This window comes from Bacteroidales bacterium, assembly GCA_035299085.1.
Taxonomy (GTDB): Bacteria; Bacteroidota; Bacteroidia; order Bacteroidales; family UBA10428; genus UBA5072.
The window spans coordinates 15,232-30,916 of record DATGXG010000060.1 but is presented as its reverse complement, the minus strand read 5'-3'; the positions used below and the strand labels follow the sequence as shown (position 1 = coordinate 30,916).

Sequence of the window (15,685 nt, the reverse complement as noted above, 5' to 3'; positions counted from 1 at the left end):
GATACCCCTGTGAAACTCAGTGTAATTGGATTTCATCTTTGTACCGGTAAGAGCCTTATTGCAGCACCGCCACCGGCGGCCAGGCCCAGATCGAGTTGCGTTTGTGAATTTACTACCCTTGTGGAAACAGCAACAGGATCCGGGTTGGTTTTATAATTTGCCCCTGCACCGTCAGCATAGATCTCGGCTTTGTATTCCAGGCTGTCTGTAAGGAAACCAAGGTCAATTTTCAGGTTTCTTGCTTCTTCATTGGTGATGCTCCCGATATACCATTCTTCACTGTTTCTGTCTTTCCGGGCCATCGTGACATACTTCCCGATCTCCGCATCCAGCACCCTGGTATCCGACCAGTTGCAGGGAACATCTTTGAGAAATTTAAAAGCAGGATTATCTGCATAATTCTCAGGCAGATCTGAAGCCATCTGTAGCGGACTGAAAATAATCACATATAACGCGAGCTGTTTGGCCAGTGTGGTGTTAACCCGTGTTCCTTTATTTACAATATAATTGAAATCAAAAGTTCCCGGTGTAAAATCGAAGGGTCCTGCCAGCATCCTTGTAAATGGAAGAATGGTGGTATGCGAGGGAGGATTTCCGCCGTCGGTCGACCACGCATCCCATTCCTGTCCCCGGCCCCCTTCCTGCGTCATGAAATTGGGGTATGTGCGCTGCAACCCCGTTCCCTTAACCGGTTCATGATTGTCGATCATGATGTTGTATTTAGCCGCCGTTTCGATCACTTTCCTGTAATGCCTTACCCCATACTGCCCGTCATGCCATTCCTTTCCATCGAGGCGTTTGTTCACATACCCTGTCTTTACTGTGTTCACGCCATATTTCTGATATAATGCAAACGCATCCTCCATTTGCTTTTCATAATTGGCCACAGCACCACCGGTTTCATGATGGCCTGTCAGTCTTACATTTTTCAATACGCCATACGAGGTGACTTTTCCCAAATCAAAATCCGGATAGCTTTCTGTAAAACTGAATTTCGAACCATCTTCCGACCAGTTGCCATCCCAGCCTTCATTCCATCCTTCAACGAGTACCGCTCCGAAGCCGTTCTCGCTCGCAAAATCGATGTACTTCTTCACATTTTCAGTGGTTGCCCCGTGCTTTGGTCCCTGCGCCCAGGTGTATTTATTCAGGTGCATGCCCCACCAGATGCCGATATATTTGGTTGGCTGGATCCAAGAGATATCATCAAGCCTGCAGGGTTCATTCAGGTTCAGCATAAGGGTTGATGTAACCAGGTTGCCGGGTTTTTCGCCGATGACAATAGTCCGCCAGGGACTTACAAAAGGTGTTTTTGCGTACACTTTAACCCCGTTTGACCAGGGTACCAGTTCGCTTGTAAATTGTGTATCTCCTGTTTTTCTCAGGGTCATCGATGCAAAATCAGTAAGATTGGCTTCATGAATGGCCAGGTATAGTCCGTCTTTTGTTTCAAATGTAGCCGGCGTATTGATTGTATCCGTATCACTGATGCGGGTTTTGCGATACAGGCTTTCATAGTAACTGTTTTCTGAATGCACAGGGATCCACCAGACCTGGTGATCTTCGGGAAACGTAAATTCAGTAAGTTCATCGAGGATTACCACGGAATCCGGTTGGTTTTGTTGCGGGAAAGAATACCGGAATCCGATACCGTCATTGAATACACGGAAATGTATAGCCAGCAGACTCTTTTTCGCACCGGATTCCTGTAAAAGCACCCTGAGCTCATTATGCCTGTCTTCAACATACCTGAACTCTCCCCAGGGCTGTTCCCATTTTTCATAAGCCGAATCGGTTTCGACCCTGAGCAATTTGTACCGGGTGTTATCGCCGGTCTGCTGCCGCCTTATGAAACCCATGGCTGAAGGATTGATCACCATCTTATCATTTTTGGAAACCGAATACTGCGGCTGGCCATCAACAAGGGTAAAACTGACTTTTATGGTTTTGTCGGGTGAATATACGGCTAAAGGTTTGGTGCTGCATGATAAAATCAACGCTGAAAGGATGAACAGGCAGGAGAGGGCAAAAAAACTTTGTTTCATGTATGTTATTCTTAATATTAATCCATTTATAAAACCGTAGTTACAAACTAGCCATCAAGTAAAGTACACTAATAGGTAATACTATCAGTCACGTAAAGACGAAGTCACAGACTTCGCCTGGCACATCAAGAACCAAAGCCAGGCGTAGAAGCGAACTACGCCTGGCAGCCACTAATTATTCACTATTCCTAAAAACTAACTAAAAATCCAAATCGAAATCTCTGTTCGGCCGAGGTTCTACCTCGGCCGGATATATTTTTTCAGGCTGTGCCTGAATGAATCAATTTTAACCCCGTTCGGCCGAGGTTCTACCTCGGTCGGATATATTTTTTCAGGCTGTGCCTGAATGAATCAATTTTAATCAGGCGGAGCCTGATGAGATATGTTCGACTAAGGCAGAGCCTTAGACGAACGGGGTTCCTCGCAATGACGAACCGACTACAGCCCCGGATAGCCCTGAGACTGCTTCATATTCTCATTCCTTTCCAGTTCGAGCTGTGGAATGGGCTGAACGTATGAGGCATCACCGGTCCATGTTATGCTGCCATGGCGTGTTTCCTTGTAATAACCGGCTTCAGAAGGCCCGATCTTCCATCTTCTTACATCCCACCACCATTGCCCTTCGGCAAACAGCTCCGCCCAGCGTTCGTATTTCAGTACATCATGTGCAAGTGGATCATTCTCATCAAATGTTCTTGTTCGATCCGTCAGGCTTGTATAGTCATACGGACAAGCTGCATCGGGAGAATAACCGTATGCCCTCCTGTGAACCTTGTTGATATATTCAAGGGCCAGGGCCGGATCTTCATCTTTTATGAGTTCTGCGTACAGCAGGTAGATATCGGCCAGCCTGATAATCGGATAATTGGCATCACTGCTCTGGTTCTTGCCGCGTGTTTCAGCCGGTCCCATTTCAACACCCCTGATGTTTGTGAATTTCCGGTGCTGCCATGTCAGCAGGTCAGGCCGGTTATTTACCTCGTGCGACCGGTCATAATAGGTTGTATCGCCTTTTTCGTTTATGTAGGTATCCACGTAAGGTTGACCTGCGCAAAGCATCAGGCGGGGATCAACAAGGTCTTTATTATTCTTTAAAGCAAGGCACTTATCCCGGTAATCCGGATCGGATGTGATGTATGGATAATTGTGAAGCGACCGTGGCAGATTGGATAAAAAATCCGGATTCAGGGTTCGCCTGGGCATGGTGTCCCCATCTATCCCTGCAAACCCGAAGCGTCTTATGTTGGCATCATGGATAAAATTGTTTCCCCATTCACTGCTTTTCTTTGTGGTAATCACATCATAGGGTTTGGTTAATGGATCCACGGCGCCTTCCACGCCGGCCCTGAAACGGACGTAAAGATCCATGTACCAGGGTGCCATAACCATGGGCATGCCGCTGCCTGTTGTATAGCCCGCCCACGGACCGCTCTGGTTCCAGTTGGTGGTCATGCCCAGTTCATACAGGGATTCGGAATTGAATTCGTTTTCTTCGTTTCCGTAAAACATATCCTTGTACACATCCGGCGATGCCAGCTGCTTTCCGCTGTTCTGGAAAATGTCTTCCATAAGCGCCTTGCATTTTGTTTTATTTTCTGGGAAGATGTAAAGCGACTGCATGTAAACTTTAACCAATAGTCCTTTGGCCGCCCACTCCGATGCCCGGTTCGGGTCATCATACCCGGTCAGCAGCGGCACCGCTGTTTCAAGATCTTGGATCACAAATTGCCAGGTATCCGTAACAGTAGCCCTGGGCCGTTTCATGCCCTGGAGATCGGTGGCGACCTTGTCAAAGATCGGGAAACCAAGGCCAGCAGGATCCGTTTCAAAAAAGATCTGGCTGTGCCAATACGCCAGCGCACGGTTGAAGAGTGCCTGCCCGGTCATGTAACTGAGCTCTTCCTGTTCACCTGATGGGGCCGTTTCCCTGTAGTTATTAATAGCTTCGAGGGCCGTTGTCGACAGGTTTGCCCATTTACAAAGGTCCACATACATTTGAGTGGTGTAGCGGCTGTCGATGTTGGTATAATTGTCCATACTGGATCCCCTTTCATCATAAGAACCATAGGTGTTTGTAGTATGATCGAAAAGGTAAATGCCCATCGGGAACCAGTAAAAGCTGTATAGCCCGATGCTATATGCCCCGGCATAGGAGGATGTAAGTACCAGGTCAACCTGGTCCAGCGTAGCCGGGAAATTGTCAGTCGAAAGGGTTTTCGGATCGGAAATATCAAAGAAATCGGCACATCCTGCCGATGTGAGAATGGTTGCCGTAATCAGCAATATTTTAAGTGCATTTTTCATGATGCCATGTTTTCTTTAACAGTTTGTATTATAAAGTCAGGTCAAGTCCTACAGACATTAGCCTGGACGGTAAGTACCGGTTCTGATGATCGACACCGCGCATCAGGACATTCCCGCCGATTTCAGGATCAATTCCGGTATAACCGGTAATGGTGAAAACATTCTGAACGGTGACATACACTCTTACTTTCTGTACACCGGCTTTCTGACTGATCCCTGCAGGAAGGGTATACCCGAACGACAGGTTTTTCAGTTTCAGGTAATCTCCTTTTTCAACCATATAGGAGGATACGGTGGAATAATTTTTATTGGCCGCGCCATCGGCAATGAAAGAGCCGTTTTCATCCACAAAGCCTACACGCGGATAATCCGTCACCTTGTTGTTATCCTTTCCGAAACAGGAGGTTTTAAAGATATCTGCCGTTGTATTGTCTGAGCTGAACATCTGGGTATAGGGCTTTACGAGGTTCATGATATCAAATCCGAAAGCACCCTGGAAAACCGCACTCAGATCCACGTTTTTGTATTCAAGGTTGATATTCATCCCGAAGGTCATTTTCGGCCATGGGTTCCCTATGAATTGCCGTGACGTAGGAGTTACCCTTCCCTGGCCTTTATCGTCGAAAATCAGGTCGCCCACGCCGGTTTGCATTTTCTGGTAATAAATACCAATCGGCTGACCATCTGCGTTAAGAGGTTGTCCTGTTATAGGGTCAAAGCTTGTATGACCCGGATTCTGCGCCTTCCAGGCATTAAGGGCTTTTAAATTATACTCATCAACCTGTTCCTGGCTCTGGAAAATTCCAAGGGATTTATACCCGTAGAACAAGCTCATGGCGTGGCCATCCTGTGTACGCGACAACAGGCTCCACGTGTTGTCAAGTCCTTCATCAATGGGGGTCGCTCCCGGCTGGTCACCTACCTGTTTTACCAGGTTTGAATTGAAGGATGCATTGGCGTTGATGCTGTATGAAAACTTGCCTTTCTTGTTCTTCCAGCCTAAAGAAATTTCATGCCCCTGGTTCACCACCAGTCCGGCGTTGAAATACACAGGAACGGTATTGGCGGGGTCATCGCTGCTGAAGTAATAGCTCATTCCACCCGACAGGGGAAGGTCGCCGCGATAAAGCATATCTTTTGTCTGCCTGTTGTAGTAATCGTATGTAAACGACAGGCGGTTATCCAGGAAATACAGGTCGAGTCCGGCATCCACCTGTTCAATTTCCTCCCATTTGAGGTTCCGGTTGCCAAAAACAGCCAGCCAGTAACCGGACTGTTGTGTGGACGTGCCGTCAAATGAATGGCTGATTCCTGTGCCCGACCAGGTGGAGGCATACATAAATTGTGGTACACTGGCATCGTTACCCAGCAAACCCCAGCTTCCACGTATCTTGGCATATTCAAGCCAGCTGCCGGTGAGGTCTTTCATAAATTCCTCATCGCTGAGCTTCCACCCTACGTTAACGGATGGAAAGTAGCCCCAGCGATTTTTGCCAACAAACCGGTCGGACGCATCTGACCTGAAGTTTGCGGTCAGAAGGTATTTGTCGAGGTAGCTGTAATTAATACGGCCGAAGAACGATCCGCGACGTTCAATGGGTATGTTGTCGTACGCATCTTTGGTAGGGCCTGCCGATGAAAGGGCAATACTCTGCGCAACAGGTATTGAAAATTTGTAGGCCGTAACCCCGAGGTTATACCCGTCGAGTTTCCAGTATTCAGCGCCGGCCATAAGTTTCAGGCTGTGATTGTTAAATTTCTTTTCATACGTGAATACCGAATTGAACATAAGGTTTTGCAGTGTGCCCGCATAGGCTTCGAGGCGCTGGGGGCTAACTTCCACGGGACCAAAATCGCGGTATTCAGTGAATGTATTCTTTGAGAATCCCATAAATTCACCCGATCCGGTTATTTTCAAATCGAGGCCTTCAATAAAATGAATGTTCATGAAAGCCTGGGCATTCAGGGAATAGTTGTTGTCGTTAAAAACATGAAAGGCATCTTCAAGGGCCACAAAGTTAGGTCCGCTACCCACTTTGGCATTGGTCATGGCAAAATTACCGTCGGTGTCGTAAACCTGGGATACAGGCACTGTCCTGAAAGGAATTGTGTGATTATAAATGGATGAGCTGATTGCAGGATTAGTCTTTACAGAGCTTCCGTAAACCGATTCTCCGATTGTCAGGTGTTTATTGAATTTGTGTTCGATATTGTTCCTGAATGAATACCGGTCTGCCCTTGTATCGAGGTATACTCCTTTTTCACCCAGGTAGCCGGCAGACAGGAAGAAATTGGTGGATTCGGAACCTGAGGTAACCGAGAAATTGTATTCCTGTTCAGTGCCTGACCCGAACATCACATCCATCCAGTTGGTATTCGGCAGATCCTGAATATTGGATACACCCAGGATATCCAGAGTGTTGGTAGTTCCGAATGCATCACGGGCCCTTATCCATTCCTTTGTATCCAGCAATTCAATGTTGGTGTAGATTCTTCGTATACCAAAGCGGCCATTGGCATTGATTGTTGTTTTTTCACCTGATTTGCCCTTATGGGTTGTGATCAGGATGACACCGCCCGCAGCCCTTGAGCCGTAGATTGCTGCAGAACCGGCATCTTTTAAAATCTCAACTGAAGCCACATCACGCATATTGAAACTAAACCCGGCTTCCTGCGGAACCCCGTCAACCACATACAGGGGAGCCATACCGTTCAGTGAACCTGCACCGCGGATAATGATGTCTGAAGCGCCTCCGGGCATCCCGTCGCTTTTGGTAACCTGCACCCCTGCGGCAAGGCCGCTTAAAGATTCAGCAAGGCTCTTCGATGAGAAATCCTTGACTTCCTTAGCGCTTACCGATGAAATGGATCCGGTCAATTCGGATCTTTTTTGTGTGCCGTAACCTACAACCACTACTTCATCAAGCGATTGAAGTTCCTCTTTCAGAATTACGCTATATGTATTTTTGGCAGCGGATATTGTATCCTCATAGGTTGTATATCCTATAAATGAGACTTTGAGAATACTTCCGGCAGGCGCGGATAGTTTGAAATTCCCGTTTTTGTCGGTTAACGATCCCCCGGCGATTTTGCCTGAAACAGAATAGGATACCGTGGCGCCTTCAATCGTAACATTATTGTTGTCGACAACATTTCCTGTTATTGTTATATTCTGCTGACCATAACTACGGGCGCCTGAAAGCAATAACAAGGCAATAATTATGCGGGAAACAATTGACTTCAGTTGTTTCATAGAATTTTTGTAATCGATTTTTGATTTAAAAGTTTGGACTGAAATGCCAGGCGAAGTTTTCAACTTCGTCTGAACGGAACTTCATTATTATGTTATTATTTACGTATAGACGAAGTCAGAGACTTCACCTGGCACAGTCCGTTTAGTGAAAGGCAGGGCGTAGTTTGAAACTACGCCCAGGTACCAGCTTTATTTGAACCACCTTTACGAACAATCTATTTTTCTCTGAAATAGAGTTTTTTAACCACGTCAAAAGTACCGTCGTCTTTCAGCATTTTATCGAAGTAAATTCCTTCGAGCGGCTCTTTCGGAAGTCGTTGACCCATAACATTATAATATTCATGACCAATGACCTTGGCTGCAGGCACAATTACGTCCGGAACAGCGGTTACAAACTGTGCACAGGGTAAAGTGTATCCTTTTTCGGGTGTATTGTTTGAAAAGAACAATCCACCTTCATAATCATCACTAAAGAATTCATCGCTTGTTTTTGTACCTGTATAAGGAACAGTTTTGAAAATGGCACCGGTTCCGGCACCCGGGTCAATTTGAGTTCCCCCTGGTATTGAGGCAGGCCACATCCACCACTTGTTTCCACCATCTGCTGTTGGATTTCCATCCGAATACTCATAACCAAATACCTGTCCATAAATGAATACAACTGAGTCAAGTCCAGTCGCTGATGCAACATTCATTGTAGTGGCCATTTGAACAATATTCCAGGTAGCACCATAGATGTTCCCTTCAATATGCTTTAAACGGTTGGTTCCACCGCTTACATCGCCGAAATTTGTCCATTTGTTTATAGCCAGGGCCCGGGTGGCACCTGGTTCAGTGGATGTAGGCGTCTCCTGTAACCATTCTTCCCATCCGGTTCCTGTAACGTCTACCGCAAAAATAAAGGTTTCATCGGCTTCAAAGTCATTTGTATCGGCAAATGCATTGGCAGCACAATCCCACTTAACGATGTAATGACCGGCACCGTCTTTTGGGTTATTCAGGGTGTTTTGCGCCTGGGTAAAGGCAGCAATCATTAAAAAGGAAAGCAATAACAGAGTAGATTTTTTCATAGTGTTTCGAGTTAGTTTAACAATGAATCAAAGGTAAAGGAGAGAGAAACCTGTAAAGAGAATTTCCCCGAAAATCTAGATGTTTTTTAAACGTAACAACCAGTAAATCAATATAAAAAAAATTAAAACCCGGCAAAAAATATAGATTAAAAACGTCTGTTTTGCGCTAAAAACACCTTCTCCGGAAGTGGGCAGGAATACATTATTCGGAATCAATTTGTAGTTTCACCTTCAGTAATCAGAAATTGTATTTCACATGAAAAGAAAAAATCTCATCCTTACTTTTCTTATCGGGTTTTGTATAACCGGAGTACAGGCTCAAGGCCTGTCTTTTCCGGATGATGCCAACCAGCGGGGATATTACGATCGTGATTATGTACGGTATGAGGCCGAACAGGAGAAATGTATAACCGATGGGATCATTCTTGAACCTTCATACGATCAGCGCACTGTTCAAAGTGAAGCATCTAACCAGTCTGCTACAAACCTTGTAAATAAGGATTCCTATATTGAATGGACAAGCGACAGGGCGGCTGACGGACTAACCATACGGTTTTCACTGCCGGATGATTCAATAGGAATGGGAACCTCCGGTAATCTCATTTTATATGTTGACGGCGATTCTATACAAACGATAACGCTTTCGTCTTACTGGGCATGGCAGTATATCTTAAAATCCGGCAGCAAGTATCCGGATAATTTACCCAATGTAAACCTGAAATTCCCCAGGATGCGCTTCGATGAGAAGCATTTCAGGCTTAACCGGGTCATTGCTGAAAATGCTTCCATCAGACTGGTTAAAGCCGACAACAATAATGCTCCATATACAATTGATTTCATTGAACTTGAAAAAATACCAGATGCGTTGACATTCGAATCAGTACCCGGGGAAAACAAGGTGATGTACACTCCTGAAAGTGGCAAGCTGCAAACATTTATTGCTGAAAACGCAGGCAAAACAATCTTTATACCGGAAGGGAAATATGATGTGGATGGCAGGATTGTAATTAATGGTAACAGAACAAAGATCATCGGCGCGGGGATGTGGTACACTGAAATCTTTTTCTCTGCTTCGTCCGATATCAAGAGCACTTACAACAAGCGGGGGATTGAAACGTACAGCAGTGAGATCACCGTGGAAGGAATGTACCTGAACACCATTAATAATAAAAGGTATTACAACAATGATCCGGTTTACCAGGTAGGGAAAGGACTGATGGGAAGCTTCGGATCGAATTCGGTGATTAAGAACCTGTGGATTGAACATTTCGAATGCGGCGGGTGGATAGAAGGTTCTGATAACCTGAATATCCAGCAATGCCGGTTCAGGAATAATTACGCTGATGGGATGAACCTTGCATACGGAAGCAAGAATTCGGTGGCGGAACATTGCAGTTACCGCAATAACGGCGATGATGATATGGCTTCATGGTCGCGCGGAACCGGGTTGTGTGAGAATATTGTTTACCGTTACAGCACAAGCGAAAACAACTGGAGGGCATCGGGACTTGGGTTTTTCGGCGGCAAACAAAATAAGGCATATAATATTGTTATCCGTGACCCGATGGAGGCCGGGTTTCGCATTACATCCGATTTTCCGGGGATGCCGTTCAGCAGTGACGGATTCAGTGAATTCTATGATATTTCGGTTTATAAAGGCGGTGTATCAGCCGGATCGGTAGGTGTAAGCGGCGATCTGTGGGGCAATCAGCAGGGAGCATTGCATATTAACAGCAGCAGCCAATATGACATTATGAATTTCAGGATTTTTAACATTGATCTTTATGATTCAAAAAATGATGCAATATTTATTGGCAGTGGTTCAAAAAACATACAGAATCTTTTTTTGAAAGACATCCATATTGATGGAACCGGCCGGTACGGAATTTATTTTTATAATTCAAAAGGCAGTGGTGCTTATTGCAACATGATGTACAACAGGATCGGTGCTTCTTCAGCCACCAACACCAAACCTGTTTCATTCGCTTTTGATGAGGATTGTGAATTTACAGGAATGGAGCAGATGCCCGGAACCCCCGGCATCCTGTCCTTTATCCGCGACGGAGATCTTGTTATTTCAGGCCTTCAGAATAAAAGTGTATCGGTGTATACTATAAAAGGGGAAAAGGTTTACCAGGCTAAGATTCATAAAGACATAGCAACCGTGCATAACCTGAAACCCGGAGTATATGTGGTGAGTTGGGATGAGGGTAGGGGTATGAAAGTTTTAGTAACTGGTGACTGATAATTGGTGAAAAACGAGCCGTCATTGCGAACCCCGATTTCTGCGGGGTGAAGCAATCTGCCCGAACAGGCAAAGCAATACAACGACAGATGATTAAGAGTTGTCTTTGCGATGTCGTACCTGTGCGGGCAGATTGCTTCGTCGCTCCACTTCCTGCCATAATCAAAAATTCTTCATGCTCCTCGCAATGACGGATAAACTAGATCGACCTGATCTCCATCACCTTCTGGTTAAACTCTTCCGGTGAGCTTTTGGCCTTGCCTTTCATTTTGGTTTTATAGGTATACACAGTGTTTACCGAGTAATTCAGGAAACTTGCAATTTTTTCATTGTCATTAATTCCAAGACGCATCAGGGCATAAATCCTTAAATCCATATTCATTAACTGATCTTCCTTTAACCTGATCTGCTCGTCATCCGCCAGCAATTTATTGAATTCCTCCACAAAATGAGGGAAAAGCTTAAGAAACATCCTGTCAAATCGTTCATATAAAAGGTCCCTTTCATTCTGGACGTTAATATATTCCGGGAATTTACGGAGTGCTTCGAATTGTTTGGTTACCACCATCCGGTTGAACCACTTCTGCAGATGCTCAATTTTTTCTATGTATTCCGAATTCTGGTTGAAAAAGTCGGCAATATATTCGTCTTTGATTTTATTGGCCTCAATGAGTTTTTCATTTGCTTTCCTGATCGCTATCCTGGCGAGATTAAGCCGTCTGAGCAATAATATCAAAGCCACTACAAGAAATGAGATAAAGACCGAGAATATGACCGTTCGGTCGCGTTGCTTTTTAATCATATTCATACGGTCCCTTTCAATAATGGGGAGTATTTGTCCAACCTCAAGCTGCCTGTGCCGTGCATTGTAATACGATGCCTGGTTCAATGCTTCGATGATATACCGGTAGGCTCTTTTTTCCTCGCCTTTTGCATAAAAGAGATTGGCCAGGTTTCTCAATGCCACGGTTTCCATGGTTGCTGTTTTAACATCGGCAATGGCAGCAAGTCCGAAGTATTTAATCGCCTGGTCCGGGAATCCGGTCATCTGGTAAATATAACCAAGGCTTGAAGTGGCAATGGCATAATGGTGACGTGGAAGTTTGTAATTGTTAATCCAGTATTCGAAAATATACCTGGCTCCGTTCCAGTCGCCTTTTTTTATCCGCTGGAGACTTTTTATGGCCCAGAATTCATTTGTGTTTGGACGGGCATACTGTAAGGCGCTGTCAGTATAGGCGTTGCCTCTCGAAATATATTCGGGCATAAAAAGCGGATCCCTTACGTAATCGGCAATATCATAACATGCTCGTGCCAGTGTTGAATACAGCGCACTTTTCAGAGAATCGTTTAATAAAGCTGGTTTAAGGGAATTAAGGGTATCGAAAGCCTCTTTGAAAAGCCCTGAAGACAATAATACAAAGCCTTCCCTTATTTTTACCTCCGGGATCAGGGAAGCATCATTTAACTGGTAAGCAATTCTTTTGGCCTTATTCACATAAAACTGGGCAGAGTCGTAAATGAAGGACTGGTACTCATAAACAAGTTCAAGACTGAATAAGATTTGTGCTTTAAGATCATTGGCAGACTCATGTATATGGAGGGTATCCTTAATCTTCTGAATGGATGATTTTTTTTGTGCGATATAAATGTCCTTCTTGTCAAGTGTAGTTTCAAGCTCCCTAATAACATCCTTATAATCCTGTCCAAAGGAAGAACAGAAACAGAAAGAGAGAAATGCCAGAATAAACAGGTTTTTCATTGAAAGTTTGATTTTCCTTCCGGATTGTGCGGCATGCCATGCCGTTGGCCAAATGTAATAAACTTTGAAATTGCTTCGACGTGTGTTAAACATAAACTTTGCATGTCAGAGCTCCGTTAGGAGCGGCATTATGGTGGACCGCTCCTGACGGAGCATATCGTTAAGATGCATTCGTGTATATTTATCTTTCGTAAATGAATTCCTATTTATATATTTAGTTAATTATTGATTAAACTACCCTGAAAACCTCATCATACAGATTAACAGCCATTTCAGTATTACTGTCTGCTTTATTTACTGTTGCTCATACCCAGGCAATAGAAAAAAGGACATACACTACGGCCTTCACAGACATTACCCCGGTAATTGACGGCCGGATGGATACCTGTTGGGACAAGGTTGAGACCGCTACCGGTTTTATCCAGATACAGCCCTATGAAAATAAGGCTCCATCGCAAAGGACATGGTTTAAAATTCTTTATGATAACAATAATCTTTATGTTTTTATTCGTGCCTATGATACAGAACGTGAAAAGATAAGCCGAAGGCTGTCGCGCAGGGACAACCTGGACGGAGACATAGTTGAAATTGCGATCGACAGTTATTTCGACAAAAAAACGGCTTTTGTTTTTACGGCGATGGCATCTGGATCGAAAGGTGATGAGCTTGTGACACAGGACGGACAAATTTCTGACCCTAACTGGAACCCGGTTTGGGATCTTAAGACGGTAATTGATGACAGGGGATGGTGCGCTGAAATGAAGATACCTCTGAGTCAGCTCCGATTTGCCGATAAAGAGGTTTACACCTGGGGGCTCCAGGTTGCCAGGTATATTTTCAGGGAGCAGGAAAGTTCGATCTGGCAGTTTATCCCGAAGGGCTCGCCCGGAAGCATTAATTTATACGGGGAATTACAGGGAATTAAAAATATCCGGCCAAAAAGGCAGCTTGAATTACTTCCTTATGTTTCTGCCAAAACAGAGCGTTTTCAGAAGGTTGCCGGAAATCCTTTTCTCGACGGAAAATCAGGGTCTGTAACAGCAGGACTCGATGGGAAATTTGCCCTTACCAATGACCTTACCCTGGATTTTACCATCAATCCTGATTTCGGCCAGGTTGAGGCTGATCCTTCAGAGGTCAATCTTACGGCATATGAAACATTCTTAACCGAAAAACGCCCGTTTTTTACTGAAGGACGTAACATTTATGATTTCAGACCTTCGAATTCAATTGTTATTAATGACCTCGGCACGGATAATCTTTTCTATTCACGGCGGATCGGGGCCAAACCGCATTACAATCTTCAGGATACAGATTCGGCATATTTTAAAAATCCAGAAGTGACGCGCATCCTGGGGGCACTTAAACTCACCGGTAAAATGAAAAACGGGTTGTCGGTCGGTATTCTTGAAAGTGTGACAGCCATTGAAAAGGCGGATGCAGATAACGGCGGGCAGAGACGGAAAGAAAGCGTTGAACCATTGACAAGCTATTTTACCGGAAGGGTACAAAAAGATTATAACGAGGGAAAAACGGTCTTCGGCGGAATAGTAACCGCCGTAAACAGGGAAATTAATGATTCGACACTGATGTTCATGCATTCGTCAGCCTATACCGGTGGCATTGACTTTCAGCACAGCTGGAAAGAACGTACATGGTATGTAGCCGGTAATGCAGAGTTCAGCCAGGTAAACGGAAGCCGTGAAGCCTTGTTACTGACTCAGCAATCGTCGGCCCGTTATTTTCAGCGTCCCGATGCCGGGTACCTGTCCGTTGATTCTTCGTTAACTTCCCTGGCAGGTTATGGCGGAACGATTAAACTCGGAAGGTCAAGCCGCAAACATATCCAGTTTGAAACAAGCGCTACTGTCAGGTCACCGGGTTTTGAGATCAATGACATCGGTTACATGCGATACACCGACCTGATTCATCACGGCACATGGCTGGGTTATTATCTCCGGGATCCATTTTTCATCTTCAACAATTTTTACCTGAATACCAACTACTGGATGTACTGGAATTATGCCGGTAAGCTGATGTCGACCCATTTAAATATGAATTTTAACACGCAGCTTAAAAGTCATTGGAATATTAACGGGAATATAAGCCGGGTAAACCAGCACGTTTCAACAGGAATGCTCAGAGGCGGTCCTTCATTTATTATGCCCGGAAGTGAGGAAATGAATATCAATTTTGCATCGGATTATACAAAAAAGGTCCTCGTATTTTTCGGAACGTACCAGGATTTCAATGATGCAAACCTTCACCGGAATTACGCATTTTGGGCGGGCGGAAATGTTCAGCCTTTGAATTCGCTCAAAATAAACCTTGAACCGGTTTACCAGATCCAGAGTAACAAGCTGCAATATGTAAAAACCTTCGATATGGGAGGGATTCCGCGATATCTTTTTGCAAGGCTGGACCAGAAAACAATAAATATTACTGTGAGGGTGAATTATACCCTGACGCCAAAGCTATCCCTTGAGTATTACGGTCAGCCGTTTATTGCCGCAGGAAAATACAGCGAATACAAAATCATTACGAATCCGGCTGCTGATAAAATCGGTAACCGCTATGAGCCGTTTTCAGCTAATGAAATCACTTTCATGCCGGAAGAGAACACTTACCATTTTGATGAAAATTCAGACGGTGTTGTCGATTATTCTCTTTGGAACCCTGATTTCAATTTCAGGCAATTCCGCTCGAACCTGGTTATCCGCTGGGAATATTCACCGGGCTCTACTTTATTTCTTGTATGGTCCCAGGGTCGCACCAGTTATTCGCCCGATGGCACCTTTTCCTACGGAAATGATATCAGGGATTTGTTTGAAGAAACTCCACATAACGTATTCCTTGTGAAATTCTCATACTGGTTTGCGATATAATAAGTGGAGAACCACGGAGAAGGCACAGAGAACCACTGAGAGAATAGATTTTTGCTCTGTGAAACTCTGTGGTATGAATGGAGGTTTTAAAAATCAATAATCGACAAGTGATTTATGGACC

At 44.7% G+C, this 15,685-nt stretch carries 7 protein-coding genes; 2 read left to right on the top strand and 5 right to left on the bottom strand.

The genetic code is table 11. The annotated features are described in order from the left end of the window. Positions 1-32 precede the first annotated feature (32 nt). The 4 genes from VK179_20210 to VK179_20195 all read right to left on the bottom strand — a co-directional run bounded on the left by VK179_20210 (position 33) and on the right by VK179_20195 (position 8,672). Positions 33-2,045: a glycoside hydrolase family 97 protein gene (locus tag VK179_20210; protein HLO61085.1), complete on the bottom strand. Its 2,013-nt coding sequence runs from the start codon at positions 2,043-2,045 to the stop codon at positions 33-35. 438 nt (positions 2,046-2,483) lie between these two features. Next, positions 2,484-4,349, bottom strand: a complete 1,866-nt coding sequence (locus VK179_20205; GenBank protein HLO61084.1) for a RagB/SusD family nutrient uptake outer membrane protein — start codon at positions 4,347-4,349, stop codon at positions 2,484-2,486. 28 nt (positions 4,350-4,377) lie between these two features. Continuing rightward, positions 4,378-7,602, bottom strand: a complete 3,225-nt coding sequence (locus tag VK179_20200) for a TonB-dependent receptor (protein HLO61083.1) — start codon at positions 7,600-7,602, stop codon at positions 4,378-4,380. A 215-nt stretch (positions 7,603-7,817) separates the two neighbouring features. Then, positions 7,818-8,672, bottom strand: coding sequence for a hypothetical protein (locus tag VK179_20195; GenBank protein HLO61082.1), 855 nt, complete (start codon positions 8,670-8,672; stop codon positions 7,818-7,820). 256 nt (positions 8,673-8,928) lie between these two features. On the opposite strand from VK179_20195, the gene VK179_20190 reads away from it, so the two are divergent. Further along, complete coding sequence (locus tag VK179_20190; GenBank protein ID HLO61081.1) at positions 8,929-10,917, top strand: right-handed parallel beta-helix repeat-containing protein; 1,989 nt, start codon at positions 8,929-8,931, stop codon at positions 10,915-10,917. Positions 10,918-11,116: 199 nt separating this feature from the next. Here VK179_20190 and VK179_20185 read toward each other — a convergent pair whose 3' ends face one another. Next, entirely contained in the window at positions 11,117-12,679 is a 1,563-nt protein-coding gene (locus VK179_20185; GenBank protein HLO61080.1) for a DUF6377 domain-containing protein, read from the bottom strand. Positions 12,680-13,056: 377 nt separating this feature from the next. Here VK179_20185 and VK179_20180 point away from each other — a divergent pair, with 377 nt between their 5' ends. After that, positions 13,057-15,564, top strand: a complete 2,508-nt coding sequence (locus VK179_20180; GenBank protein HLO61079.1) for a DUF5916 domain-containing protein — start codon at positions 13,057-13,059, stop codon at positions 15,562-15,564. Positions 15,565-15,685: the final 121 nt, after the last annotated feature.